General features: G+C 58.4%; 25 protein-coding genes. 23 read left to right on the top strand and 2 right to left on the bottom strand.

Going from position 1 to position 25,355, the window contains the following annotated elements; translation table 11 throughout:
* From QVO43_RS05070 to QVO43_RS05000, 15 genes are all read left to right on the top strand, one after another.
* Positions 1–515 (top strand): SH3 domain-containing protein (locus tag QVO43_RS05070; RefSeq protein WP_288174553.1); only part of this gene is annotated, 515 nt, incomplete at its 5' end.
* Between the two features lie 24 nt (positions 516–539).
* The gene (locus QVO43_RS05065) at positions 540–1,157 is read left to right on the top strand and encodes a L,D-transpeptidase (RefSeq protein WP_022487491.1); all 618 of its coding nucleotides are present in this window, start codon (positions 540–542) and stop codon (positions 1,155–1,157) included.
* A 79-nt stretch (positions 1,158–1,236) separates the two neighbouring features.
* Complete coding sequence (locus QVO43_RS05060; RefSeq protein WP_022487490.1) at positions 1,237–1,527, top strand: GNAT family N-acetyltransferase; 291 nt, start codon at positions 1,237–1,239, stop codon at positions 1,525–1,527.
* Between the two features lie 462 nt (positions 1,528–1,989).
* Positions 1,990–3,453, top strand: a complete 1,464-nt coding sequence (locus QVO43_RS05055; RefSeq protein ID WP_022487489.1) for an anthranilate synthase component I family protein — start codon at positions 1,990–1,992, stop codon at positions 3,451–3,453.
* 1 nt (position 3,454) lies between these two features.
* Complete coding sequence (locus QVO43_RS05050; RefSeq protein WP_022487488.1) at positions 3,455–4,060, top strand: anthranilate synthase component II; 606 nt, start codon at positions 3,455–3,457, stop codon at positions 4,058–4,060.
* The gene (trpD, locus tag QVO43_RS05045) at positions 4,053–5,075 is read left to right on the top strand and encodes an anthranilate phosphoribosyltransferase (protein WP_022487487.1); all 1,023 of its coding nucleotides are present in this window, start codon (positions 4,053–4,055) and stop codon (positions 5,073–5,075) included. The genes QVO43_RS05050 and trpD overlap by 8 nt, the downstream gene beginning before the upstream one ends.
* A gap of 16 nt (positions 5,076–5,091) precedes the next feature.
* The gene (gene trpC, locus QVO43_RS05040) at positions 5,092–5,877 is read left to right on the top strand and encodes an indole-3-glycerol phosphate synthase TrpC (RefSeq protein ID WP_022487486.1); all 786 of its coding nucleotides are present in this window, start codon (positions 5,092–5,094) and stop codon (positions 5,875–5,877) included.
* Positions 5,874–6,500: a phosphoribosylanthranilate isomerase gene (locus QVO43_RS05035; RefSeq protein ID WP_022487485.1), complete on the top strand. Its 627-nt coding sequence runs from the start codon at positions 5,874–5,876 to the stop codon at positions 6,498–6,500. Before trpC ends, QVO43_RS05035 begins: the two co-directional genes overlap by 4 nt.
* Positions 6,497–7,681, top strand: coding sequence for a tryptophan synthase subunit beta (gene trpB / locus QVO43_RS05030; RefSeq protein ID WP_022487484.1), 1,185 nt, complete (start codon positions 6,497–6,499; stop codon positions 7,679–7,681). The genes QVO43_RS05035 and trpB overlap by 4 nt, the downstream gene beginning before the upstream one ends.
* Entirely contained in the window at positions 7,674–8,456 is a 783-nt protein-coding gene (gene trpA / locus QVO43_RS05025) for a tryptophan synthase subunit alpha (RefSeq protein ID WP_022487483.1), read from the top strand. Before trpB ends, trpA begins: the two co-directional genes overlap by 8 nt.
* Before the next feature lie 156 nt (positions 8,457–8,612).
* A complete protein-coding gene (locus tag QVO43_RS05020) occupies positions 8,613–9,992 on the top strand; it encodes an LCP family protein (protein ID WP_022487482.1) in 1,380 nt (459 codons plus the stop codon).
* Between the two features lie 649 nt (positions 9,993–10,641).
* Positions 10,642–11,508: a shikimate dehydrogenase family protein gene (locus QVO43_RS05015; RefSeq protein ID WP_022487481.1), complete on the top strand. Its 867-nt coding sequence runs from the start codon at positions 10,642–10,644 to the stop codon at positions 11,506–11,508.
* Positions 11,509–11,551: 43 nt separating this feature from the next.
* A complete protein-coding gene (locus tag QVO43_RS05010; RefSeq protein WP_022487480.1) occupies positions 11,552–12,154 on the top strand; it encodes a TRAP transporter small permease in 603 nt (200 codons plus the stop codon).
* Positions 12,155–13,450, top strand: a complete 1,296-nt coding sequence (locus QVO43_RS05005) for a TRAP transporter large permease (RefSeq protein WP_022487479.1) — start codon at positions 12,155–12,157, stop codon at positions 13,448–13,450. It begins immediately after the preceding gene.
* 17 nt (positions 13,451–13,467) lie between these two features.
* Positions 13,468–14,532 carry a TRAP transporter substrate-binding protein gene (locus QVO43_RS05000; RefSeq protein WP_022487478.1) on the top strand — a complete coding sequence of 355 codons (1,065 nt, stop codon included), beginning with the start codon at positions 13,468–13,470 and terminating at the stop codon, positions 14,530–14,532.
* A gap of 116 nt (positions 14,533–14,648) precedes the next feature.
* Here QVO43_RS05000 and aroD read toward each other — a convergent pair whose 3' ends face one another.
* Positions 14,649–15,401 (bottom strand): type I 3-dehydroquinate dehydratase, encoded by a 753-nt coding sequence (aroD, locus tag QVO43_RS04995; RefSeq protein ID WP_022487477.1) that lies wholly within the window; start codon positions 15,399–15,401, stop codon positions 14,649–14,651.
* Between the two features lie 244 nt (positions 15,402–15,645).
* Here aroD and QVO43_RS04990 point away from each other — a divergent pair, with 244 nt between their 5' ends.
* From QVO43_RS04990 to QVO43_RS04970, 5 genes are all read left to right on the top strand, one after another.
* Positions 15,646–17,202: a YfcC family protein gene (locus QVO43_RS04990; RefSeq protein ID WP_022487476.1), complete on the top strand. Its 1,557-nt coding sequence runs from the start codon at positions 15,646–15,648 to the stop codon at positions 17,200–17,202.
* A 50-nt stretch (positions 17,203–17,252) separates the two neighbouring features.
* Positions 17,253–18,692, top strand: coding sequence for an aminoacyl-histidine dipeptidase (locus QVO43_RS04985; protein ID WP_022487475.1), 1,440 nt, complete (start codon positions 17,253–17,255; stop codon positions 18,690–18,692).
* 10 nt (positions 18,693–18,702) lie between these two features.
* Positions 18,703–19,272: a DUF5714 domain-containing protein gene (locus QVO43_RS04980; protein WP_022487474.1), complete on the top strand. Its 570-nt coding sequence runs from the start codon at positions 18,703–18,705 to the stop codon at positions 19,270–19,272.
* A 125-nt stretch (positions 19,273–19,397) separates the two neighbouring features.
* Positions 19,398–21,038, top strand: coding sequence for an ArnT family glycosyltransferase (locus tag QVO43_RS04975; RefSeq protein WP_022487473.1), 1,641 nt, complete (start codon positions 19,398–19,400; stop codon positions 21,036–21,038).
* A 6-nt stretch (positions 21,039–21,044) separates the two neighbouring features.
* A complete protein-coding gene (locus tag QVO43_RS04970) occupies positions 21,045–21,536 on the top strand; it encodes a hypothetical protein (protein WP_022487472.1) in 492 nt (163 codons plus the stop codon).
* A 179-nt stretch (positions 21,537–21,715) separates the two neighbouring features.
* Here QVO43_RS04970 and QVO43_RS04965 read toward each other — a convergent pair whose 3' ends face one another.
* Positions 21,716–22,618, bottom strand: coding sequence for a LysR family transcriptional regulator (locus QVO43_RS04965; protein WP_022487471.1), 903 nt, complete (start codon positions 22,616–22,618; stop codon positions 21,716–21,718).
* Between the two features lie 276 nt (positions 22,619–22,894).
* Between QVO43_RS04965 and QVO43_RS04960 the strand changes: the two genes are divergently transcribed.
* From QVO43_RS04960 to cobA, 3 genes are all read left to right on the top strand, one after another.
* The gene (locus QVO43_RS04960) at positions 22,895–23,458 is read left to right on the top strand and encodes a biotin transporter BioY (protein ID WP_022487470.1); all 564 of its coding nucleotides are present in this window, start codon (positions 22,895–22,897) and stop codon (positions 23,456–23,458) included.
* A gap of 1 nt (position 23,459) precedes the next feature.
* The gene (gene hemC, locus QVO43_RS04955; protein WP_022487469.1) at positions 23,460–24,326 is read left to right on the top strand and encodes a hydroxymethylbilane synthase; all 867 of its coding nucleotides are present in this window, start codon (positions 23,460–23,462) and stop codon (positions 24,324–24,326) included.
* Positions 24,313–25,355, top strand: a 1,043-nt coding sequence (gene cobA / locus QVO43_RS04950) for a uroporphyrinogen-III C-methyltransferase (RefSeq protein WP_288174550.1), incomplete at its 3' end; no start/stop codon positions are given. The genes hemC and cobA, both read left to right, overlap by 14 nt.

Below are 25,355 nucleotides of genomic sequence, written 5' to 3'. Positions count from 1 at the left end.
CCCCGGTTCAGCCGGACCAGCAGGAAAAGGGAGCAACCCAGCCGGCACCCCAGCCCCAGAAGGCTTCCTTTGAGACTTTCCAGCCCCGGGAAGATTTGCCCCACAAAAGCGGCCGGGGCAAATGGATTGCCCTGGTGATTCTCCTGATGCTGGCGGCGGCCGGGGCAGGGATCTTCTTTGCCCGGCAGAAGGATGCCGGGAGCGGGTCCGATGCCAAACCGGCGGTGACCCAGGAAGAAAAGAAACCGGGAACTTCGGCTCCCAAGACCCAGCCCAAGGCGGAAGGGGCTGACCAGAAAGCCGCGGACGGGAAAAAGACGGACAAATCCTTCGGAAAGATCACCGGTACCGACGTGCGTCTCCGGGCGGGTGCCGGAACCAATACGGATATTGTGGACTATTTCGATGAAGGAGAAAAGGTGGAGATTACCGGACGGAAGGACAACTGGTATCGGGTGAAACGGGACAACGGACAGACCGGGTATGTTTCGGTCCAGTTCTGCCGGCGTCTGTAACCGGCTTCCGGAAAGGAGGGGACCATGGGAAAATATCATGACGCGTACCAAAAACGGAGATGGAAGGGACCGGCCTGGGGCGTCTTTTTCATCCTGGTCCTGCTGCTGGCAGTGGGGTTCGCCATCAAAGGCTGCCGGGGCGGACAGCCGGCGGAAGAAGCAGAGGAAATTCCGGCGGCACCGGCTGTTACCAGGGATGTGCGCCAGACCCCGGAACCCCACGACTACTCCATCCTGGTCAAAAAAGGAGAATTTACCCTGTTCCTCCTGGACCACGGGGAACCGGTGGCCCAATGGCCGGTGGCCCTGGGGAAGAATCCCGGGCAGAAGCAGATGAGCGGGGACATGAAGACCCCGGAGGGAACCTTCCCGGTGGATGAAATCATCGATGCCTCCAGCTGGTCCCATGATTTCCACGACGGCAAAGGGGTGATCCAGCACGCCTACGGGCCCTGGTTCATCAGCCTGGATACCCGGAGCCTGAGCCAGGGAAAATGGGACGGCATCGGCATCCATGGCACCCACGACCCGGCCTCCATCGGCACCCGGGCCTCCGAAGGCTGCATCCGGATGAACAATGAAGATCTGGAAAAGCTGAAGGCCTGTGTGAAAGTAGGGACAAAGGTGACGGTGGAAGAGTAAAAGGCTGTCAGCGGCCGTTGACAGCTGACCGTTGACCGGCCTGGCTGCTTCAGCGGCCAGGTCTTGAAAGGAGAAATTCATGGACACCATTCGTCTTGTAAAGGAACCGGAAAACTTCCGGGCGGCCCTGTATGACGGGGCCGTGGAAATCGGAAAATGCACCTATGGGGTGACCCGTCCCGGGGTTTGGACCCTGGAACACACCATTGTGGATCCCCAGTACGGAGGCCAGGGCCTGGCCGGGAAACTGGTCCGGGCGGTGGCGGACATGGCCCGGGAAGCCGGGGTGAAAATCATCCCCCAGTGTTCCTATGCCCGGGTCCAGTTCGACCGGAAACCGGAATTTGCAGATGTGTACGAAAAAGAGTAGACTGCACAGAAACAAAAGTCCCAGAAACTGTTAAAAGAGATACAAAAGTGAACAATTTAAACTTTTTCAGAAAAAATATTTGACAAGCTGTTTTTCCAGTGCTACTATACAACCATCAATTCAATAAGAACCAAAAACCTTTGAGGTGGAGATAACGCCAGAAAATGTGCGCACAGAGAGTCCGGGAAGCTGAGAGCCGGACCGTGGCAGTCTGACAAATGGACCACTGAGGGCGCGATGAAATCTTCGGAAAGTATCCCGCGACGCAGCACCGACGTTACCGGTGAGGAATGTGTTGGCATTCTGCTTGAGGTGTGGAGCTCCGGCTCCATTACAGGGTGGTACCGCAGGTTATGACACCTGTCCTTGTAGGAGGACAGGTGTTTTTTTATTGCAGTGCAGGTATCCGGGTGGAATGATCAGCCCGGATACTTTTTCTTTTATCAGTGAGGAGGAACAGTCATGAAACAACAGAGTCTGGAAGAAAGCAAAGCCCTGGCCCAGGGATATGCGGCGGTGCCTGTGGTCCGGGAAATCCTGGCGGATACCGCCACCCCCATTGGTCTGGTGAGCCTGGTACGGAAGGAAAGCAGCCGGTATTTCCTGTTGGAAAGCCTGGAACAGAACGACCAGGCCGGCCGGTATTCCTTCATCGGCTTCGACCCTGTTGCCCGGCTCCGGGCCAAGGACCGGAACGCCCAGGTGGAATTTGCCGGCAGCCGGATCCCGGTAGATCCCAACCGGCCCCTGGAGGCCCTCCGGTCCATCCTGAAGGCTTACCGGGTCCCCAAAATCCCCGGGCTGCCTCCTTTTACCGGCGGGTTCGTAGGGTATTTCTCCTACGACTTTTTCCAGTACTGTGAACCCAGCCTCCATTTCGACCCGGCCAAGGCCACGGCCTTCCCGGATTTCGACCTGATGCTCTTCGACAAGGTGATCGCCTTCGACCGGGTGCTCCAGAAAATGTACCTGATCGTGAACATCAAGACCGATGACCTGGAAGGGAACTACGCCAAGGCCCAGAAGAACCTGGATGCCATGGAAGCCCTGGTCCGGCAGCCGGTGGCGCCGCCGGCCTTCACACCGGCTCATCTGGGGCCCATCACCAGCAATCAGGACAAAGCGACCTATGGAGAAAATGTGGAGAAGATCAAAGAACACATCCGGCAGGGGGATATTTTCCAGGCGGTGTATTCCCAGCGGTTCTCCGCTTCCTACGACCAGGATCTGTTCAACATGTACCGGATCCTCCGGACCACCAACCCTTCCCAGTACATGGTGCTGCTGAAGAACGACAATCTGGAAATCGCCGGTTCTTCTCCGGAAACCCTGATCAAGGTCCAGGACCGGGAAATCACCTCCATGCCCATTGCGGGCACCCGGCGGAGAGGCCGGACCGAAGAGGAGGACAAAGCCCTGGAACGGGACATGCAGACGGACCCCAAGGAACTGGCGGAACACAATATGCTGGTGGACCTGGCCCGGAACGATGTGGGCAAGGTGGCGGAATTCGGGTCCGTAAAAGTCCATGATCATCTGCTGGTGAAAAAGTTCTCCCATGTGATGCACATGACCACCCGGGTCACCGGTACTCTGAAGGAAGGGAAGGATGCCATCGACACCCTGTGTGCCGCCTTCCCGGCCGGGACCCTTTCCGGGGCTCCCAAAGTCCGGGCCTGTGAGATCCTGGATGGACTGGAACCGGAACGGCGGGGACCCTACGGCGGGGGCATGGGATACCTGGATTTTGCCGGGAACATGGACATCTGCATTGTGATCCGCACCGCTGTGAAATACGGGGACACCGTTTCCTTCCAGACCGGCAGCGGTATTGTGGCCGACTCCAAGGTGGAGGACGAATTCATGGAAACCATCAACAAGGCAGCGGCCGTACGGCAGGCTTTGGAAGCAACCACGGAGGCGTAACATGGAACTGATCATCGACAACTACGACAGCTTTACCTACAATCTGTATCAATATATGGGCACCCTGAACCCGGACATCCAGGTGATCCGGAACGATGCCATTACGGTGGAAGGGATCCGGAAGCTCCAGCCGGACCACCTGATCCTGTCTCCCGGGCCCGGCCGGCCCTGCGATGCAGGGGTCTGCGAACCGGCTCTCCGGGAACTGAAAGGGGAATTCCCCATCCTGGGGGTGTGCCTGGGCCATCAGGCCATCGGAGAAGTGTTCGGAGGCACCGTTACCTACGCCCGGCAGCTGATGCACGGGAAGCAGTCCACGGTGACCCTGGACCGGACTTCCCCCCTGTTCAAGGGCCTGCCGGAACAGATCCTGGTGGGGCGGTACCATTCCCTGGCCATCGACCCGGATAACCTGCCGGAAGTCCTGAAGGCAACGGCCACTACGGAAGACGGGGAAGTGATGGCGGTGGAACATCGGGACTATCCCATTTACGGACTCCAGTTCCATCCGGAATCCATCCTGACCCCGGAAGGCATGACCATCATCCGGAATTTCCTGGATCTGAAAATCACCAAGCAGCAAGCAGGAGGCATAGATCATGATTAAAGAAGCCATCATCAAACTGGTCAACAAAGGAGACCTGACCTACAACGAAGCCAAGGAAGTGATGCTGGAGATCATGGGAGGCAAGACCACTCCCACCCAGAATGCAGCGTTCCTGGCGGCTCTTTCCACCAAAAGCGCCAAGGCGGAAACCATCGACGAAATCACCGGCTGTGCGGAAGCCATGCGGTCCCTGGCCACTCCCGTCCCCCATCCCGGGATGGAAGTGATGGAAATCGTGGGCACCGGCGGGGACGGAGCCCATTCCTTCAACATTTCCACCACCTCCGCCATGGTACTGGCCGCCGGCGGGGTGAAGGTGGCCAAACACGGGAACCGGGCCGCTTCTTCCCTGTGCGGCACCGCGGACTGTCTGGAAGCCCTGGGGGTGAACATCCAGCAGGATCCGGCCCTGGCTCTGAAAATGCTGGAGGAGACCAACTTCTGCTTCCTGTTTGCCCAGAAATACCATGCAGCCATGAAGTATGTGGGGCCCATCCGGAAGGAACTGGGGTTCCGGACCGTGTTCAATATCCTGGGGCCCCTTACCAACCCGGCCAAACCGGAAATGTTCCTCCTGGGGGTCTATGACGGCTACCTGGTGGAACCTTTGGCCAAGGTGCTGTGTTCCCTGGGGGTGAAACGGGGCCTGGTGGCCTACGGCCAGGAAAAACTGGACGAAATCTCTCCCAACGGGCCCACCACCATCTGTGAGCTCCGGGACGGGTACTACCGGTCTTCGGTGATCCGGCCGGAAGATTTCGGTCTGGTTCCCGGGAAGAAAGAAGACCTGGTGGGAGGGACCCCGGAAGAAAATGCCCGGATCACCCGGGACATCCTCTCCGGGAAGCTCCAGGGCACCAAACGGAATGCGGTGCTCATGAATGCCGGGGCCGGCCTGTTCGTGGCCGGGAAGGCGGACACCATCGCTGACGGGGTGAAACTGGCGGCGGAACTCATTGACAGCGGCAAGGCCCTGGCCGCCCTGGAAAAAGTCATCAAAGTCAGCAACGAATAAACGGAAGGTGCGGAACATGATCCTGGATACCCTGGCAGAAGCCACCCGGCAGCGGGTGGAAAAACAGAAAAAGGAAAAAGACTTCTACACCCTCCGGCGGGAAGCGGAAGCCCTGCCCCGGGACCGGGAGGGCTGCTTCCGGGAAGCCCTGGGGAGACCGGGCCTCAACTTCATTACGGAAGTGAAGAAGGCCTCTCCGTCCAAAGGGCTCATCGCTCCTGACTTTCCCTATGTGGCCATTGCCCGGCAGTATGAAGCCCTGGGGGCTGCCGCCATTTCCGTGCTGACGGAAACGGACTACTTCCTGGGCAGCGACCGGTATCTCCGGGAAATCCGACAGGCGGTGGGAACGCCCCTCCTGCGGAAGGACTTCACCCTGGATGACTACATGGTGTGCCAGGCCAAGACCCTGGGGGCCGATGCCATCCTGCTGATCGCCGCCATCCTCAGCGACAGCCAGCTCCAGGAATACCGGCTGCTGGCGGAAAGCCTGGGCATGGACGCCCTGGTGGAAGCCCATGATGAAGAGGAAGTGGAACGGGCCCTCCGGAGCGGCGCCCGGGTCATCGGAGTGAACAACCGGAACCTGAAGGACTTTACCGTGGACATCGGCAACAGCCTCCGGCTCCGGTCCCTGGTACCGGAAACCATTCCCTTTGTGGCGGAAAGCGGCATCAAAAGCCGGCAGCAGACCGCCCAACTGGAACAGGCCGGGGTCAACGGAGTGCTCATCGGGGAAACCCTCATGCGGAGCCCGGATATGAAAGCCGCCCTGGCAGAACTGCGGGGTGAGGTCCTGTGACGAAAATCAAGCTGTGCGGGATCCGGCGGCCAGAGGATGTGGCCATGGTGAACCGGGCCCAGCCGGATTATGCCGGGTTCGTCTTCGCCCCCGGCAGGCGGCAGGTAACGGCGGAACAGGCGGAAAACCTCCGCCGGCAGCTGGACCCGGCCATTGCCGCCGTAGGCGTCTTCGTAAAGGCTCCTGTGGAAGAAGCGGCGGCCCTGGCCAACCGGGGCACCATCCAGCTGATCCAGCTCCATGGAGAAGAAGACGAAGCCTATGTGAAGGCCCTCCGAGAACGGACAACGGCTCCCATCATCCGGGTGATACGGGTACGGGGACCGGAAAGCCTCCGGGACCTGGACCGGTATGACTGCGATTATTTCCTGCTGGATACCTATTCCGGCAGCCAGTTCGGAGGGCTGGGGAAAACCTTCGACCACAGTCTGCTCCGGCAGGCCCGGTTCCCCAGACCCTTTTTCCTGGCCGGGGGACTGGATGCAGACAATGTGGCGGCGGCCATTGCTGGGTGCAGCCCCTTCGGGGTGGATACCAGCAGTGGCATCGAAACTGCCGGAACGAAAGATGAAAACAAAATCCGCGCTTTTGTGAGCGCTGTAAGAAAAGAGGAAGAATCATGAGCAATGGAAGATTTGGCAGACATGGCGGCCAATATGTATCGGAAACCCTGATGAACGCAGTGCTGCAGCTGGACGAAGCCTACAACCGGTTCAAGGATGATCCGGAATTCCTTCAGGAACTGCGGACTCTGTACCATGACTATGCCAACCGGCCCAGCCTGCTGTACTATGCGGAAAAGATGACCAGGGATCTGGGGGGCGCTAAAATCTATCTGAAACGGGAAGACCTGAACCACACCGGGGCTCACAAGATCAACAACGCCCTGGGCCAGTGCCTCTTGGCCAAGAAAATGGGCAAGAAACGGGTCATCGCCGAAACCGGCGCCGGCCAGCACGGGGTGGCCACCGCTACTGTGGCGGCTCTCATGGGCCTGGAATGTGAAGTGTACATGGGCAAGGAGGACACCATCCGCCAGGCCCTGAACGTGTACCGGATGGAACTTCTGGGGGCCAAAGTGGTGCCAGTGACCACCGGCACTGGCACCCTGAAGGACGCGGTCAGCGAGGCCATGCGGGATTGGTGCACCAATGTGGAAAACACCTTCTATGTGCTGGGATCCTGCATGGGGCCCCATCCCTATCCCACCATCGTCCGTGATTTCCAGAAAATCATCGGGGAAGAAGTGAAAGCCCAGATGCTGGAGAAGGAAGGCCGGCTGCCCGATGTGGTCATGGCCTGCGTAGGGGGCGGCAGCAATGCCATCGGCTTGTTCTACGATTTCATCCCGGACAAAAACGTCCAGCTGATCGGGGTGGAAGCCGCCGGCCGGGGAGTGAACACCGCGGAAACCGCCGCCACCATCGCCCGGGGGAAACCGGGGATCTTCCACGGGATGGAATCCTATTTCCTCCAGGATGAAGACGGGCAGATCGCCCCGGTGTACTCCATTTCCGCCGGTCTGGATTATCCGGGGATCGGGCCGGAACACGCCAACCTGTACGATACGGGCCGTGCCCAGTACGTGCCCATCACCGACGACGAATCGGTGGAAGCGTTTGAATATCTGTCCCGGACGGAAGGCATCATTCCGGCCATTGAAAGTGCCCATGCGGTGGCCTATGCCATGAAACTGGCACCCACCCTGCCCAAGGACAAGATCATCGTGGTGAACCTGTCCGGCCGGGGGGACAAAGACGTGGCAGCCATTGCCAGATACAAGGGGGTAGATCTGCATGACTAGGATTACTGACGCATTCAAGAAACAGGGGAAGCTGTTCATTCCCTTCATTACCGCAGGGGATCCGGACCTGGACACTACGGAAAAACTGATCTATGCCATGGAAGAGGCAGGAGCCGGGCTCATTGAAATCGGCATCCCCTTCTCCGATCCCACTGCCGAAGGGCCGGTGATCCTGGAAGCGGACACCCGGGCCCTGGCTGCAGGGACCAGGATCAAGGACATTTTCGCCATGCTGGCCCGGGTCCGGGAAAAGACCCGGATCCCCATGGTGTTCCTTACCTATGTGAACCCCATCTTCACCTACGGCCGGGAGAAGTTCTTCCAGCAGTGCCGGGATGTGAAAATCGACGGGGTCATCGTCCCGGACGTGCCCTATGAAGAAAAGGACACCATCGCTCCGGAAGCGGAAAAATACGGGGTGGAGATCATTTCCATGATTGCTCCCACCTCCCACCAGCGGATCCAGATGATTGCCAGAGAAGCCCAGGGATATATTTACCTGGTTTCTTCTCTGGGGGTCACCGGGGTGCGGAAATCCATTACCACCAACCTGAAGGAAATCGTGGACAAGATCCGGGAAGTCTCCGACAAACCCATTGCTGTAGGCTTCGGCATCTCCACCCCGGAACAGGCCAAAGAAATGGCAGCCATCAGCGACGGAGCCATCGTAGGCAGCGCCATCGTGAAACTCTGCGCCCAGTACGGTAAAGACGCCGTGGAACCGGTGAAGGCGTACGTAAAGGAAATGGCAGAGGCAGTGGAAGAGGCGAAGTGAAACAAGGCTGTTGCTTCTCCGCCAGCTGCGGCCCGTGACCAGGGGGTGTGAATTCTTTCACACCCCCTTTTTCTGATGCATCCATTTCTTTTTTACGGTATAATAGAAATGAAAGAAGGAATGATCATAAATTGTAACGTTTAAAGGAGAAACATCATGCTGGGAAAATATAAAGCGGTGATTGCGGGAATCGGGGTCCTTTTGGCGGCGGTGGCGGGATTTTTCCTGCTGGGGCCGGGAAAGAATCCGGACCCGGGCCAGGTGGCCCAGATCCAGGGGAAACGGAACATCCTGGTGATGGGAGTGGACCGGCGGAGCGGCGATACCGGCCGGTCTGACACCCTTTTTGTGACCATGCTGGACACTTCCCGGAACCAGGCAGCTCTTTTGTCCATCCCCCGGGATACCCTGGTCTCCATTCCCGGCCACGGCTGGGACAAGGTGAACCATGCCTATGCCTACGGAGGCCATGAACTGAGCCGGAAGACTGTGGAAAACTTCCTGGGGATCCCCATCAGCAACTATGTACTGGTGGATTTCCAGGGGTTCATCAAGCTGGTGGATGCCATTGGCGGGGTGGACATTGACGTGGAAAAGTCCATGCAGTATACGGACCCTTATGACGGGGAAAACGGCCTGGTGATCAATCTCCAGCCTGGGAAGCAGCATATGGACGGGACCACCGCCATCCAGTACGTCCGGTATCGGGATGAGGAAGGGGACATCGGCCGGGTGGCCCGGCAGCAGAAGTTCATGAAGGCGGTGTTCGCCAAGCTCCGGTCCGCCAGCCTCCTGACCCGGGCCCCGGAAATCGCCCATACCCTGTACCAGAGCATCGATACGGATCTGTCGGCAGGGGACCTGGCATCTCTTTTGGTGACCTTTGCCAAGAACGTGTCCGGTACTTCCCAGCTGGAAACCGCCATGGTCCAGGGAAGCCCCGCCTATATTGATGACATCAGCTACTGGATCCCCAACATGACGGCCCTGCGCCAGCAGGTGGCCCAGCTCCAGGGGGTCCAGCCAGGGGAAGGATACCGGATGGCGGCCCAGGCAGCCAAGAAGAAGTATGACGAACTGCTGGGCACCAACAGTGCCGCCGGCAGCGGGGAGAAACGGACTCTCCAGGTGCAGAATCAGGAACTGAAGAAAGCCGTGGAAAAAGCCCGGAAAATGGACAAAGAAAAAGCGGCCCTGCCTGTGGGAGACAGCAGCGGTACCGGCAAGGGCAGCACGGCGCCCAATCTGCCGCCCCCGCCGCCCCAGAAAACCCTCCGGGCCTCCCTGGTCAACTGTAGCGGCAATCCTCAGTACGGAGTGGAAGCGGCCAATGACGCCCGGAACGCCGGGTTTGCCATTGTGAGCATCACCAACGGCAGCCCCATGGACCGGACCCAGGTGCTGATCAATGCCGGCAGCAGCGCCGCCGAAGAGCGCACCGGAGCCCTGCCTTTCGACTTCCAGCTGATCCAGGGAGCCGTAAGCCCCAGCAGCGGGGATGTGGTGATTTATGTAGGACGGGATTATGGGAAGTAGGGGGGTGAATGAATTCACCCCGGTCGCGGACCGCGACTTATAGCTCGCGACTCGCGACCAAAAGTGGTTGTTGCCTACGCAACAGCCACTTTTTTACTCTACCAACATTATATGAATTAACCAACAAATAAAATAACTATGAAAAAACTGAAAATATTCTTGCATATTGTATACAAGAGTGCTATAATGCAACTGTAAGTTGAATTTGCCCCTCATTTGGCCCTTGTTTTCAAGGGCTTTTTTTTTTGGCGTTTTGCCCGTCAGCGGTCAAGACGTGAGACGCACGGCGTGGGACTGGGGCTGTTGCACGTTGCGTGCAGCAGCCCCCTTATCAGCGGTCAATGATCAGCGGCCGGATGATAAAATTTGCAGGCAAATTCTATGAATGTGTAAATTGGACCCGTAGGGGCTCCACGCCGGGGAGCCCGCTTTTGCATCGTTGGTTCGTGCATTCGGCGGGGCGCCGGGCCTGCGCCCCCTACGGTCTGACCTATTTTAAGATTAATTTGTTAAAATTGATTTCCTTCGGCTGTCAACCCTGTAGGGAAGTCATTGACAAAATAACATTACAGGCCTAAAATGAAAAACATCACGAATGTATACAAAATGCGGGACTGTCCCGCAGAGCAGGAAAGTAGGATGGTAGAACATGCATATCGATATCCACACCCGTTTCATTACCCTGTTGGGAGATCCCCTGACCCAATCCTTTGCGGCCCGGATGCAGAACAGAGGGTATGAGGCGGCAGGGCTGAACCTGGTGTATTTCTACACGGTGACCGGGAACGAACACCTGGGTGAAATCATCCAGGGACTGCGGCACATGCCCTTTGCCGGGTTTGCCGTCACCAAGCCCAACAAGGTGAAAGTCCTGGAATACCTGGACGAACTGGATCCCCTGTGTGCCAAAATGGGGTCCAGCAATACGGTGGTGAAACTGCCGGATGGACGGCTGAAAGGGTACAACACCGACGGGGTGGGCTTTTACCGGGCCCTGGAGGAAGCCGGGGTGCCCGTCAGCGGAAAGACCTTCTTCTGTTTCGGCAGCGGAGGAGCCGGCCGGGCCATTTGTTCGGCCCTGGCTTACCATGGAGCCGGCCGGATCCTGATTACGGATCTGGTGGAAGAAAGCGCCCGGAGCCTGGTGGCGGACATCAACAAAAACTTCGCACCTGTGGCGGAATTCGTGGCTTATGGAGATTTTTCCCGGGTCAAAGAAGCCAATGCCGTCATCAATGCCAGCGGGGTGGGCATGGGGAAAACCGCAGGCCGGACCCCTCTGCCTCCGGAATACATCCGGCCCGGCCAGTTTTACTTCGACGCCTGTTACAATCCGGCCCGGACCCGGTTCCTGGAAAATGCGGAAAAAGCCGGGTGCCCGGTGCTGAACGGGCTCACCATGAGTCTCTACCAGGGAACGGCCCAGGTGGAACTGTGGTCAGGGAAGAAGGCTCCGGTGGAAGCCATGGGTCAGGAACTGGAGAAAATCCTGGCAGAAAAAAAGCAGCAGGAGTAGGGCTTCTGCTGCAAAGTAGCAAAGTAGAATGGAGAGAAACAAAATGGAAAATGTGAAGGAAAGCAGCAAGGCAGTACAACGCAACTCTGTAAACGCTCTGATCCACTGGCTGGATCTGCACCTGGAAGAGACCTTCCTGGTGGTGATGCTGGTTCTCATTGCCGGCATCACTATGCTCCAGGTCATTGTCCGGAAAATCCCGGGCATGGCGTCTCTCACCTGGGCAGAAGAACTGTGCCGGTTTTTGTGGATTTGGAGCGTTTTTCTGTCCCTGCCCTATACCATCCGAATGGACAGTATGCTCCGGGTGGGGGTGCTGAAGGACATGCTCCCGGAAACTCTCCGGAAGGTGCTGAATCTGGTGGTGGACGGGATCACTCTGGGCTGCATGGGGGTCCTGGGCCTTTACGCGGTGGAAGTGGTGTCAGTAATTGCTGAAAGCCACGAGATTTCCCCGGCTATGCAGTGGTCCATGGCCTTTGTGTACAGCTTCATGGTCCTGGGGTTCTTCCTGGGAGTGGTCCGGTCCATCCAGATGCTCTGGATCCATGTCCAGCATCTCCAGGAAAAGGAACTGTCCACCCTGGAACAGACTCTCCAGGATGCGGCTGACGAAGCGGCCCTGGCCCGGGAAGGGGATGACTGAATGTCCGCGGTACTGATTTTTTCCGTCTTTCTCCTGGCCATTGCTCTGTCCCTGCCTATCGGCATCAGCATGATCCTGGGGGCCACCGCTCCCATTGCCCTGTTCCATCAGGGAGGCACCATGGGCCAGGTGCTGAACAATGCCTTTTCCGGGGCCAATTCCACCCCCATCCTGGCAGTGCCCCTGTTCATCCTTGGGGGTGTGATTATGGCCAAGGGCGGGATTTCCCGGAAACTGTTCAACTTCTTCGCCTTTTTTGCCGGCCGGATTCCCGGGGGCCTGCCCTGTGCAGTGATCCTCACCTGCCTGTTCTACGGGGCCATTTCCGGCTCCGGTCCGGCCACCACGGCGGCAGTGGGAGCCATGTGCGTACCCTTCCTGACGGAACTGGGCTATGACAAGACCTGGAGTGCCGGTCTGGTGGCGGTGGCGGGAGGCCTGGGGGTCATCATCCCTCCGTCCATTCCCTTTGTATTGTATTCTCTGGCCACTGGGGTATCCACCGGGAAACTGTTCCTGGCGGGAATCATCCCCGGCTTCCTGGTGGGCCTGGCCCTGATGGTCTATGCGGTGATCCACTGTCTCCGGAACGGGGAGGACAAGGACAAAGTCCGGGAACGGATGGAAGAACTGTCCAGGATGGGTTTCCTCCAGCTGTTCCGGGACAGCTCCTGGGCCCTGCTGTGCCCGGTGATTGTCCTGGGAGGCATTTACACCGGGTTCACCACCCCTACGGAAGCGGCGGCGGTGTCCGTGTTCTATGCGTTGCTGGTGTCTCTTTTTGTCTATAAGACCATGACCTTCGGGGATATCCTGCCCATGCTCCGGGAATCGGTCCGGACCTATGGGGGACTGGCCTTCGTGCTGGCCTTTGCCACCGCTTTCGGACGGGTCCTGTCCATGACCCGGGCTACCAAAGCGGTGGAAAGCTTCATCCTGGGGAACTTCACCTCCGGGGTGGCGGTCCTCACGGTACTGGTGCTGATTTTCCTGGTCCTGGGCATGGTGATGGACACGGGACCGGCCATCATCATCCTGGTACCGGTGCTGCTGCCGGCCTGTAAAAAGCTGGGAGTGGATCCCATCCATCTGGGGGTGGTGCTGGTGTGCTGCCTGTCCATCGGCCTGGCCACTCCGCCTTTCGGCCTGGACCTGTTTGTGGCCGGGAACATTGCAGAACAGCAGCCCATGAGCGTGGCCCGGAAATCCGTTCCGTTCATCTGTGCTTTCCTGGCGGCTCTGGTGGGCATCACCTACATTCCGGCGCTTTCCACCTTCCTGCCGGCATTGTGGTAAGAAAGGACGGAACAGCCATGGATAGAATATGGAAGAAACTGGCCGCAGCCTGCCTGGGAATGGTGCTCTTTTTGGGGACAGCCGCCTGCGGCAGCCAGCCGGCGGCCGAAAACAAAGAGAAGGAAGCCGGGCCCTATGCCGGTCTGCCCAAAGTGGTGCTGGTGGGAGGGGATTCCTCCGGCAAAGGCTCCGTGGGCCAGCGGTTCGGGGAACTGGTGGCCCAAAAGGTGGGCAAGAAGACCGGGGGACAGCTGACCATCGACTACCACCCCAATGCGGAACTGGGCGGGGATGAAGACCTGCTCCGGCAGCTCCGGGCCAACGACATCCAGCTGGTGGTGGGCCAGATGGCTCCGGTGACGGCTTTTGTGCCGGAGGGAGCGGTGTTCGACCTGCCCATGGTCTTTGCTCCCTATGACGGGAAAACCATCGACCGGGTACTCAACGGGGACGGGTCCTTCCGGCAGAAACTGGCGGCGGCCTATGACCGGGCGGGGCTCCACTATATGGGGACCCTCCAGAACGGCACCTACCGGCTGATGACCTCCAACCGGCCGGTGAAAAGGGTGGAGGATTTCCAGGGGCTGAAGATCCGCACCATGAGCAACCGGAACCATATGGCCTTCTGGTCCGCCCTGGGAGCCAATCCCACGCCTCTGGCCTGGCCGGAGCTGTATTTTTCCCTGCAGAGCGGCATTGTGGATGCGGAAGAAAATGCGGCGGACAGCATCCTTTCCGCCAATTTCAACGAAGTCCAGAAATACGTGGCGGAAACCAATGTGATCCTGTACGCCAACGAAATGGTCCTGAACAAAAAAGCCTGGGAGAATCTGCCCAAGGCATACCAAAAGGCTCTGGAAGACGCGGTCCGGGAAGCCCGGGAAGAACTGGCACCCACCCTGATCCAGGTGGACCGGGACTGCAAGGAAAAACTCCAGAAAAAAGGCATGACCCTGGTGGCCTATTCTCCGGAATTCTACCAAGCAGTCCGGAACCAGCCCGCCGTCCAGGAACTGTACAAGAAAATAGACGCCCAGACTGGAGGACTGGGAACGGTGATGAGGGAAGAGCTGGAAAAGTAAGAAAGGGGCTGCTGCAGCGCAGCAGCCCCGTCAACGGTCCGCTGACCGCTGACCATTGACCGCTGAAAAAAAGAACTGTGAAAAAATGATTCCTCATTTTTTCACAGTTCCTTTTTTCATACCCGCTGAATCACCTGGGCCAACAGGTCCGCCGGGAGCTGGCCGGGGGCGGAGGCGGCTCCGGCGGTGCCGAAGGTGACGGCGGAACCGAACCGGCCTCCTCCGATCCGGGTAATGGCCCCCATGGGCCCCATGGCCATGGTGATCACCGGAGTCCTGGGATGGCCTTCCTTCATTTCCAGGGTGGCGGCCAGAAGGGTCAGCACATCTTCTTCCTTCTGGGGCATCACCGCGTATTTGGCCAGGTCGCAGCCCAGGTCCTGCATGGTGCACAGGGTCCGGACCAGGGTTTCCCGGGAGGGAGTCTTCTGGAAATCATGGCAGGATCCCACCACCTTGATTCCGGCCCTGTGGGCCCGGTTTACCAGATGTTCCATCACATCGTTTCCCCGGGACAGCTCCACATCCACCAGGTCCATGGCTCCGCTGTCCATCGCTTCTTCCAGCAGCCGCACATAGTCTTCCGTGGAAATCTCCAGATGGCCTCCTTCCACCGTGGTGCGGATGGTGAACAGCAGGGGCAGGTGGGGGATCCGCTGCCGGAACAGGGCCAGGGGAGCCTGCCAGCTTCCCGGTTCCCGGATGGGGGCGTAGCAGTCTCCCCGCCACTCCGCCAGGTCGCAGGGAGCCTCCGCCAGGGAATCCAGGGCTTCTTCCAGCCCGGACAGGGTAGGGGCCGTGAGAGGAATGGCGATTTTCGGCTGCCCTTCGCCGATTGCCAGATTTTTCACAAGTACAGGTTGGGCCATGATGATTCACTCCTTTTTTCGTCTTTGCTCCAGTATACGGCAGTGGCTGGAAAAGTGTCAATGAAGGCTCTATTCTGTGGACAGGAAGGCCGTTCTTTCAGTCTTTTCTCCAGCCCTGTTTTCCCGCACTGTAAAACTGTACAAAAGTTCGAAAAATTCGCTTTTCTATGCTATAATTTTTTTGTACAACCGCAGCCAACAGCTGCACCGGCAAAAATGCGACTGCAGAAAGAAGGAATGTGAAATGTCCGATCAACCCAAGAAACAGAGAAAGATGCTCAGTTCCTATTCCATCGTGTTCCTGTTCCTGATCTTTACCGCCATCCTTACCTGGTTCGTGCCCCAGTCTGTGGTGGTCAATGATCACGGAACCAAGAAGATCATCTACGACGCCATTATGGTCAAAGGGAAAGTGGTCGCAGGCCAGGGACTCCAGCCCATGGGACTGTGGGACATCATCATGGCACCGGCCAAGGGCTTTGTAAAGGCCGCCCAGCTGTGCTTTGCTCTCCTGATGGCCGGGGCCTTCCTCCATCTGTTGAACTATGTGGGGGCCATGCGGGCCGGGATCGGCTGGCTGCTGAAACGCTTCACTGGCAAGACCCTGATTGTGGTACTGACCTTTTTCTCCGCCCTGTTCGGCGCCGTTTACGGCCTGTGGGAAGAAATCCCCGCTTATTCCATGGCGGTGGTGCCTCTTTTCGTCCTGGCCGGCTATGATGTGATCACCGGGATCGGGGTCATGACAGTAGGGGCCACCGCAGGCAATATGGCCAGCGTGGTAAATCCTTTTTCCATTGGCGCAGCCGTAGGGGCCATCGGCAATGAAAGCCTGTCCCTGGGCAGCGGCATCGTCCTCCGGCTGGTGCTCTTTGCGGTGCTGTACCTGGTGGCCCTGGCCTATGTGCTCCAGTATGCGGCCCGGGTGAAGAAAGATCCCTCCAAATCCATTGTGGCCGGGCTGCCGGTGAACACCATGGTGGAGGAAAAACAGGAAGAAGTGGAAATCACCACCCGGCAGGCCCTGTCCATCGGGCTCCTGGTGCTGATCGTCATTGCCATGATCTGCGGCTATGTGCCCTGGGATTCCATCAAGTTCGCCGACGGGACCACTGCCAAGACCCTGGTGAACCTGCCCTTTACGTCTCTGGCCAAAGTGCCGGTGCTGGGGAACCTGCTGGGGGCGGAACACTACACCCAGTTCGGGGACTGGTACTTTGAAGAATTTTCCTTCGTGTTCCTGGCCGGGGCCCTGCTTTTGGGGATCATCAACAAGATCCCGGAAGCCACCTTCATCAAAGAATTCATCGCCGGGGCCCGGGACCTGCTCAGTGTGGTCCTGGTGCTGGCCATTGCCAACGGGATCTCCGTGATCATGGGCAGCAAGACTGCCGGCATGTCCGTCACCTTCGTGTACTGGATCCAGAGCGCCCTCCAGGGTGTGCCCTCCTGGGCCTTCTCCCTGGCGGTCATCGGGTCCTATGTGGCCATCGGTTTCTTCATGCAGTCCACCAGCGGGGTGGCCGGAATCACCATGCCCATCCTGGGGGCCGTGGCCTATGCCCTTTATGAAACCGCTCCCATCGGACCGGTGGGCGGCCAGGTGCTGCTGATCGCCAGCTTCACCATCGGGCTCAACTTCACCAGTGCCCTGTACCCCAGCGCCACCAACATGGGGACCCTGGAACTGTACAAGGTGCCTTATGACATCTATCTGAAATTCATCCTGAAAGGCGCCCTGCTGCTGCTCATTACCGGGGCCGTGATCGTTTCCGTGGCACCTATGCTGGGCATCCTGTAAACCCTTGGAATATAAGGAAACCAACCAACAAGCAAAGGAGTCGTAGCGTCATGACTGTACTGGATTCTCTGGAACCCCGCCGGGTGTTCCATTTCTTTGAAGAACTGTCGAAAATCCCCCATGGATCCCGGCACACCAAAGCCGTCAGCAACTGGCTGGCGGATTTTGGCCGGCAGCGGGGGCTGGAAGTCCATCAGGATGCCCTGGACAATGTGATCCTGGTGGGACCGGCTTCCCCCGGCTATGAACAGGCGGCTCCGGTGATCTTCCAGGGCCATATGGATATGGTCTGCGAAAAAGCACCGGACTGCACCAAGAATATGGAAAAAGAAGGCCTGGACCTGGAAGTGTCCGGGGATGAAATCACCGCCCGGGGCACTACCCTGGGAGCCGATGACGGAATTGCCGTGGCCATGGGCCTGGCTCTTCTGGATGATCCTGCCATTCCCCGGCCCCGGCTGGAAGTGGTGTTCACCGTGGATGAGGAAATCGGCATGCTGGGGGCGGAAGCCCTGGATGCCAGCGGTCTCAAAGGCCGCCGGATGATCAATATGGATTCGGAAGAGGAAGGGGTATTTACCGTAGGCTGCGCCGGCGGCGTGGATGTGAATTGCGCCCTGCCCGTCCGCCGGGAAGCCTTTGGAGGCACCTGCCTGGAACTGAAGATCAGCGGCCTGACCGGAGGCCATTCGGGAGCGGAAATCGGCCGGGGACGGGCCAATGCCCACATGCTCCTGGGACGGCTTCTGCTCCATCTGGACCGGGAAGCCCTGTACCGGCTGGTGGAAGTGGAAGGCGGCACCAAGGACAATGCCATTCCCCGGGAAGCCCGGGCTCTTTTGGTGACCCCGGAACCGGACCGGCTCCAGAGGGCGGCGGAAGCTTTCGGAGAGGCGGTCCGGAAGGAATACCATGTGACGGATCCGGAACTCCAGGTGGCTGTGAGACCAGCTGTAACGGAAACCCTGCCCATGGACCGGACTTCCACAGAAAAGGTCCAGTGCCTGCTGACCAGTCTGCCCAATGGCGTCCAGGCCATGAGCCCGGAACTGGCGGGCATGGTCCAGACCTCCCTGAACCTGGGGATCCTGTATACGGAGAGGGACCAGGTCTGTGCCGGTCTCCTGGTCCGGAGCAGCGTGGAAAGTCAGAAAGAAATGGTGGCGGAACGGATCGAAGGACTGCTGCGGCAGCTGGGAGGTCAGGCTTTCCGGGAAGGGGATTACCCGGGCTGGGAATACCGGGCGGATTCCCCACTCCGGGATCTGTTCGTCCAGGTGTACCGGGAACAGTACGGAAAGGACCCTAAAGTGGAAGCTATCCACGCCGGGGTGGAATGCGGCATGTTCGCCGCCAAGCTGCCGGGACTGGACTGCATTTCCCTGGGGCCCACCCTGACGGAGATCCACACCTACCGGGAAACCATGCACATTGCTTCTGTCCAGCGGACCTGGAACCTGCTGCTGGAAGTATTGAAGCGGATGAAATGAGGCGTGCAGCATGAACGATCTGGAACAGCGGACCCAGGCCATCATCGAAGCCTGTGTAAAAGAAAAGGAAACCAATCCCCTGGCCGTTTTCCGCCATGTGGCAGGACAGGATTTCGTCCGGATCCATGGGCCGGAGCACCATGTGCTGGACGGGGCCTGCCTGCTGACGGCCCTCCATAACGCCGGCATGGAATTTGATTTGGAGGAGATGCTCCAGAAGCTCCGCCGGGAAGGGCTCCAGATGCCCGGGGCCATGTGCGGCCACTGGGGAGTCTGCGGGGCCGTGGCATCCGTAGGCGCCGCCCTGGCTCTCCTGGAAGGAACAGGCCCGTTGACCACCGGTTCTTCCTGGGGCAGCCACATGACCTGTACCTCCCGGGCTTTGGCCAATCTGGCAGCCATGGGGGGACCCCGGTGCTGCAAAAGGGACGCCTATACAGCTCTCAAAACCGCCATTCCCTACGTAAAAGAACGGTTCGGGATCACCCTGCCGGAAGAAAACACAGTCTGCGGGTTCTATCCAAAGAACGGGCAGTGTCTGGGGGAGAGGTGTCCGTATAATCCGGGATATAAAAAATAGGGGGGAAGGGATTCACCTGCAATCCAGAAAGAGGTTGTTGCATCTGCAACAGCCTCTTTCTTCTTCCCCCATTCTAGTGTAAAATAGATTAGATATGTCTACGCTAAAGCATTGGAGGAACGTATATGAAGAAAAAATACTGGCTGGGGTTTTGGGCCGCGGCGGTTTTTTTGCTGTTTTTCATGAATTCATCCCTGCCCCTGACGGACAGTGTGGAAGGGAACTACGCCCTGACGGCCAAGGAAATGGTCCTCAGCGGAGACTGGCTGTCTCCCCAGATCTACGGCCGGTACTGGTATGACAAACCGGTCTTTGCCTACTGGATGATTGCCCTGGGGTTCAAGATCTTCGGGTTCAGCGAATTCGGGGCCCGGTTCTTTCCCTCCCTGTTTGGGCTGGGAGGCCTGTGGCTGACGGTCCAGGCGGGAAAACGGCTGTACCGGGAAGAAGTGGGTTTCCTTAGCGGTGTTTTGCTGCTTATGACCCTGGAATTCTTTACTATTTCCAAAAGTGTCCTGACGGACGGGATGCTGTTCCTGTTCATGGACGGGGCCCTGCTGTGCTTCTTCCTGGGGTACAGCAGCCGGGAAAAGAACTGGTACTACGGGGTGTACATCCTGTCCGCCCTGGCCACCCTGACCAAGGGCCCTATTGGCTTTCTGATGCCCGGGCTCATCATTACCCTGTTCCTGCTGTACCAGAAGGACTGGAAATGCCTGAAGGATGCCAAGCTGGCCACCGGGATCCCGCTGTTCCTTTTGGTGGCTCTGCCCTGGTACATAGCCATGGCCCGGGTCCATCCGGATTTCCTGGGCAGCTTCCTGGGGACCCAGAACGTGCTCCGGGCCACCGTGTCCGAACATCCCCGGGACAATGTGGTCTGGTACTATACGGCGGTGAACCTGCTGAACGCCTATGCCTGGGTGGGCTTTGTCCCCGGCATGCTCTGGAGCCTTCTGCGGAAAAACGGGAAATGGAACTATCCGGCTCCCCGGGAAGCTTTCCTGCTGCTGTGGATCGCCGCCATTTTCGTGTTCTTCCAGTGTATGGCCACCAAATACATCACCTACACCTATCCCCTGCTGCTGCCTCTGTGCGTCCTGACGGCAGATTACATCTGGAAAAAGGGCAGCCGCCTGGATATCCGGGGGATGCTGGTCGGAAACCTGCTGTTCTACGGGGCGCTGACTTACGCCGCCTCCCAGGTGACAAAGCTGGCTCCCGGGGTGTTCCCCAATCCCCAGAACCTGTTTTATTTCATGCTCCTCTACACTCTGTGCATGGCGGTGCTGGCCTTTCACAAGTATAAAGGCAAAACCAGCCAGGAAGTGTTTTCCACGGTGGTGCTGCTGACCATCGCTTTCCACTGCTGCAGTCTGGATCTGCTGGCCAAGCCTTTGATGGAGGATGTGACCGGGAAGACGGCGGCCCAGTTCATCAACGCCCTGGTGCCGGAAGACATGCCCATCTACATCCGGGGCGGGGGCTATCCCACTTCCGGGGTGTTCTACACCGGCCGGGAAATGGTGATGCTGGTGCCTGATGAGGAGGCGGATGCCTTCAAACCCCGGAAAGACAGCTGGTCCGCCAAAAACATCATGCCCTGGACCACTTACGGACAAGTCCGGCAGCAGCCGGGAAGGGCCCTGGTACTGGTGGACACCAAGACACGGAAACTGAAGACGAAACTGGAAGAAGACTGGCCCGGGACCTGGAAACGGGTGAAATTGCCCGGCCAGTGGACGGTAATGATCAAGGAAAGGTAGGCAGCCATGGAAGAAGAAAAAATCCGTTCCTATCTGGAACGGCAGGATTTCATCGGATTTCAGGTGCATCAGGAGGAACTGGACCATCCGGAACGGCTCCAGCGGTATTTCCAGCTGCTGGAGACGGTAGGGAGCCAGCCGGCTCTGGCCCGGAAGTTCTGCAGCCGGTGGGGACTTTCCTTTGCCGGGGACTGCGGGGAGGCCCTGTGGGAAAACAAAAAAGCCGTGGCCTTTGTCCGTAAACTGGGGGAGACCTTTCCCTTTCTCTTTTTCCTGGCGGAAAAGGAAGGGGAGACCCTGAAGCTGCTGGTGATGCTCACCTGTCAGAGTGACAAATTGGAAGGGGACAACCTGTCCCTGGATCCGGAAAAGTTCAACGGCTTTCTGAAGAACCAGTTGAAGGGGCTGCTGCTCCTCAGCCAGAAAGCGGGGCTGAGCCCGGAAAATGCCCAGGGGCTGATCCAAAATATCTATGAATATTTCGGACTGTCTGACTGAGTAGTCAAATTCACAAATTATTCAAGGGTTTGCCCTTCCTTTGACACAGGTCATGGGTATACTAATAACCGTAACAGGGATTACCCCTCCTTGTTACATCTTCCCCATCAAATCATCATAAACAACTTCCTTTCAAGGAAAAAGCCTTCTGCTTCCCCAGCAGAAGGCTTTTTCCTCTTTTATTTCGTCTGTTCCAGATTCTCCGGTTCTTTGATGACCCCGTGCTTCCGGGCAAACTCCAGGAAGGTACGGATGGTTTCGTTTTCCACAGAGTTTTTCTGCCACAGCATTTCGATTTCATAATACAGAGGGGGATTCAGGGAAATGGGCACCAGTTCCGGTTCCCGTTCCGCCACCGTCCGGTACAGGAAGCCGCCGGCCACGCCGCTGCGGATCAGCTGGATCTTGGTGTACAGCTGGGTGGTGGACCACTGGATCCGGGGGGTGCACCGTTCCTGATGGAACCGCTCCAGGATGGTTTCCCGGAATTTCTGGCTGTTTTCGATTTCTACCAGATCATCCTGGGCCACCTGGGGCAGGGACAGGACCTTTTCCCGGGCATAGGGATGGCTCTGGTTCACACAGTAGACGATTTCGCTGCGTTTCATGGCACGGGCGGCCATGGTATCCTGATCCCCGTCCTGGCCGCTGACGATGGCAATGTCGATCCGGTCATCCTGGAGCGCCTTCCGGAGGGACAGGGAATTCCCGTGATGGAGTTCCAGCCGGATGTCCGGATGATCCTTGTGGAACAGGGCCAGAAGGGGAATCTCCAGAGCCTCGATCATAGGGGGCAGGCCCACCCGGATGGAGGTGTTCTTTTTCTGGAGACGGGTCATATCATCGGCAATCTGCTTGGCTTTTTGGAGTAGTTCTTCCACTTCCAGAGAAAAATACGACCCTTCGGTGGTGAGAATCAGCTTTTTGTGGGACCGTTTGAACAGTCTCAGCCCAAATTCTTCTTCCAGTTCTCGGATCGCTGCTGAAACCGCAGGTTGGGATATATGCAGTTCTTCGGCCGCCTTGGTGATGCTGTGCTGCCGGCAGACCTCTTGAAAATAGCGCAGTTGATGTAATTTCATGAATACGTCCTCCCAAACCTGGGGACTTTACCTTGTGAAAAAGTCCCGATTTCTGATTCTTGTCTGAAATATTGTGTCTTGTATACATTATATACAAAAGCAAAAAGAAAAATAATAACAGGTTTTCTTATGTAAAATATAAAAGAAATGTATAAAAATGAAAAAACACGGTGCTGTGGGAAAAACAACGGTGAAAACCAGCAAATCCTGTTATAATAGATACAAAAATCACAGTTTTCTTCTCTGGATTCCAGAGGGGAATTTGCAGGAGGTACCATGCATCCAAATCATTCTTCGCTGGCCCTGTGCGGGCTGTTTACAGCTCTCATGGCAGTGGGGGCCTTTATCCATATCATGATTCCCTTAGGCATCTGGCAGGTGACCATTTCCCTGCAGATTTTCGTGGCGGTGCTGGCCGGACTGTTCCTGGGCCGCCGGCAGGGGTTCCTCAGTGTCCTGGCTTACCTGGTGCTGGGGCTCTGCGGGCTGCCGATTTTCGCCCATGGAGGCGGGGTGGGGTACCTGGCCAAGCCCACCTTCGGGTTCCTGCTGGGGTTCCCCTGTGCAGCCTGGGTCACGGGAGCCCTGGCCGGGGACGCACCTCTCCAGGCCGGCCGGAAACGGCTGGTGGGAGCGGCCCTGGGGGGAGAAATGGCCTACTACTTCTGCGGGCTCCTGTACTATGATGTGATGTTCAATTTCGTCCTGCAGAATACCGGGGGCATCGGCCTGGTCCGGCTGCTGGAAATCTGGTTCCTGAGCACGGTGCTGCCGGACGGGGCCCTTTGTGTACTGGCGGTGCTGGTCTATGGAAAACTGGCCCCCAGGGTAAGGAGATAAGATGAAAAAACTCATTGTAGCCACCCGGGGCAGCCGGCTGGCACTGGCACAGACTCATATTGTATGCGGTCTTCTGAAGGAAGCGGGGGTGGAAACGGAAGTCCGGACCATTACCACCGCAGGGGACCGGGACCGGATCCACGCCCTGGTGAAAATCGGCGGCCGGGGGATCTTTGTCCGGGAAATCGAGCGGGAACTCCTTAGTGGAGAGGCGGATATCGCCGTCCACAGTGCCAAAGATCTGCCCTATCAGCTGGCCCAGGGGCTGGTGATCGCCGGTACCCCCCGGGGGGCGGATCCCCGGGATGCCCTGGTGCTGCTCCGGGATAAGGAACTCCGTGAAGGCAATGTGGTGGGCACCGGCAGTCCCCGGCGGATCCGGGAATTCAGCCGGCAGCGGCCGGACCTGCAGTTCCGGGATATCCGGGGGAATGTGACCACCCGGCTCCACAAGCTGGAACGGGGAGAGTATGATGCCATCGTATTGGCCATGGCAGGCATTGAACGGCTGGAACTGGACATGGGCCGGTTCCAGGTGATCCCCTTTTCTCCGGAGGAAGTGATCCCTGCCGGCTGCCAGGGCATCATCGGAGTGGAATGCCGGACCCAGGACCGGGAGCTGGTCCGGCTCCTCCGGCAGCTCTCTGATCCGGAGACCTGGCGCCGGTTCCGGTGGGAACGGCAGCTGTTCTGCGCTATGAAAGTAGACTGTTCCTGCCCGGTGGGAATCCACTGCCGGCTCCTGCCCGGGGAACGGATGGAACTGATGGCTATGGTGGACGGGAAACGGGCCCGGCGGATGGGAAAGGAAAAGGATGGGCAGGCGCTCTGCCAGTCCCTGAAGGAGGAACTTTATGACCGGCACTGAAAATACAGTGGGAAAAGTGTGGCTGGTGGGAGCCGGCTGCGGACGGGGCCTTCTGACCCAGGAAGGACGCCGGATACTGTCCCGGGCCCAGACCGTGCTCTACGATGCCCTGGTGGCCCCGGAAACCCTTCTGGAAGCCAGTCCGGAAGCGGAACTGCTGCCGGTGGGAAAACGGAGCGGACGGCACAGCGTGGCCCAGGAAGCCATCAATGCACTGCTGATCCGGAAGGCCCGGGAAGGCAAAAGGGTGGTACGGCTGAAAGGGGGGGACAGTTTTGTCTTCGGCCGGGGGGGAGAAGAAGCCCTGGCTCTCCAGAAGGCCGGGATCCCCTGGCAGGTGGTGCCGGGAATCAGCTCGGCCATTGGGGTGCCGGAACATTTCGGCATCCCGGTGACTCATCGGGGACTGGCCCGGTCCTTTACGGTGATCACCGGCCATACCCGGGACGGGGCGGAAGAGGACTGGCAGGTCCTGGCTCATCTGCAGGGTACCCTGGTATTCCTGATGGGTCTGGAACGGGTGGAAACCATTTGCCGCCGGCTGATTCAGGCCGGCAAAAAAGCGGATACGCCGGCCTCCGTCCTTTGCGGAGGATACGGAGAAGGGGAAAAACGCATTGACGGGACCCTGGAGGACCTGCCGGAAAAAGCCCGGCAGCAGGGGGCCTTCCCTCCAGCGGTGATCCTGGTGGGACCGGTTGCCGGCCTGGGACTCTGCCCGGAGGCGCCGGGGAAAAAAGAGAAAATCCTGGTAACCGGCACCCTCTCGTTCTGCCGGGAAGTGGCACGGGAACTGGCTGAGGGCGGCAGGGAAACAGGAGAACTGCCCCTTCTGGCCGCGGAGCCACTTTGGGGGAATATTCCTGAAGACTTCGGACAATGGGACTGGCTGGTATTCACCAGCCGGAACGGGGTCCGGCTCTTTTTCCAGTGGTTCCGGGAAAAGAAAAGAGACTTCCGGCTCCTGGGGCAGGCCCGGTTTGCCTGCATCGGGGAAGGGACCGCCCGGGAACTGGCAGAGCAGGGATT

Origin of the sequence: Acidaminococcus sp. CAG:542, from assembly GCF_000437815.1 — a bacterium.
Taxonomy (GTDB): Bacteria; Bacillota; Negativicutes; order Acidaminococcales; family Acidaminococcaceae; genus Acidaminococcus.
This window is presented reverse-complemented; position numbering and strand designations above follow the sequence as displayed.

What these genes read in the sequence shown, in the direction of transcription:
- QVO43_RS05000 (WP_022487478.1), top strand. Translation starts at nt 13,468, where the DNA reads ATGGATAGAATATGGAAGAAACTGGCCGCAGCCTGCCTGGGAATGGTG.
- QVO43_RS04990 (WP_022487476.1), top strand. Translation starts at nt 15,646, where the DNA reads ATGTCCGATCAACCCAAGAAACAGAGAAAGATGCTCAGTTCCTATTCC.
- QVO43_RS04960 (WP_022487470.1), top strand. Translation starts at nt 22,895, where the DNA reads ATGCATCCAAATCATTCTTCGCTGGCCCTGTGCGGGCTGTTTACAGCT.
- trpC (WP_022487486.1), top strand. Translation starts at nt 5,092, where the DNA reads ATGATCCTGGATACCCTGGCAGAAGCCACCCGGCAGCGGGTGGAAAAA.
- QVO43_RS05060 (WP_022487490.1), top strand. Translation starts at nt 1,237, where the DNA reads ATGGACACCATTCGTCTTGTAAAGGAACCGGAAAACTTCCGGGCGGCC.
- aroD (WP_022487477.1), bottom strand. Translation starts at nt 15,401, where the DNA reads ATGGCCCAACCTGTACTTGTGAAAAATCTGGCAATCGGCGAAGGGCAG.
- QVO43_RS04980 (WP_022487474.1), top strand. Translation starts at nt 18,703, where the DNA reads ATGAACGATCTGGAACAGCGGACCCAGGCCATCATCGAAGCCTGTGTA.
- QVO43_RS05050 (WP_022487488.1), top strand. Translation starts at nt 3,455, where the DNA reads ATGGAACTGATCATCGACAACTACGACAGCTTTACCTACAATCTGTAT.
- QVO43_RS05015 (WP_022487481.1), top strand. Translation starts at nt 10,642, where the DNA reads ATGCATATCGATATCCACACCCGTTTCATTACCCTGTTGGGAGATCCC.
- hemC (WP_022487469.1), top strand. Translation starts at nt 23,460, where the DNA reads ATGAAAAAACTCATTGTAGCCACCCGGGGCAGCCGGCTGGCACTGGCA.
- QVO43_RS05010 (WP_022487480.1), top strand. Translation starts at nt 11,552, where the DNA reads ATGGAAAATGTGAAGGAAAGCAGCAAGGCAGTACAACGCAACTCTGTA.
- QVO43_RS05055 (WP_022487489.1), top strand. Translation starts at nt 1,990, where the DNA reads ATGAAACAACAGAGTCTGGAAGAAAGCAAAGCCCTGGCCCAGGGATAT.
- QVO43_RS05005 (WP_022487479.1), top strand. Translation starts at nt 12,155, where the DNA reads ATGTCCGCGGTACTGATTTTTTCCGTCTTTCTCCTGGCCATTGCTCTG.
- trpA (WP_022487483.1), top strand. Translation starts at nt 7,674, where the DNA reads ATGACTAGGATTACTGACGCATTCAAGAAACAGGGGAAGCTGTTCATT.
- trpD (WP_022487487.1), top strand. Translation starts at nt 4,053, where the DNA reads ATGATTAAAGAAGCCATCATCAAACTGGTCAACAAAGGAGACCTGACC.
- QVO43_RS04975 (WP_022487473.1), top strand. Translation starts at nt 19,398, where the DNA reads ATGAAGAAAAAATACTGGCTGGGGTTTTGGGCCGCGGCGGTTTTTTTG.
- QVO43_RS05020 (WP_022487482.1), top strand. Translation starts at nt 8,613, where the DNA reads ATGCTGGGAAAATATAAAGCGGTGATTGCGGGAATCGGGGTCCTTTTG.
- QVO43_RS04985 (WP_022487475.1), top strand. Translation starts at nt 17,253, where the DNA reads ATGACTGTACTGGATTCTCTGGAACCCCGCCGGGTGTTCCATTTCTTT.
- QVO43_RS04965 (WP_022487471.1), bottom strand. Translation starts at nt 22,618, where the DNA reads ATGAAATTACATCAACTGCGCTATTTTCAAGAGGTCTGCCGGCAGCAC.
- trpB (WP_022487484.1), top strand. Translation starts at nt 6,497, where the DNA reads ATGAGCAATGGAAGATTTGGCAGACATGGCGGCCAATATGTATCGGAA.
- QVO43_RS05065 (WP_022487491.1), top strand. Translation starts at nt 540, where the DNA reads ATGGGAAAATATCATGACGCGTACCAAAAACGGAGATGGAAGGGACCG.
- QVO43_RS04970 (WP_022487472.1), top strand. Translation starts at nt 21,045, where the DNA reads ATGGAAGAAGAAAAAATCCGTTCCTATCTGGAACGGCAGGATTTCATC.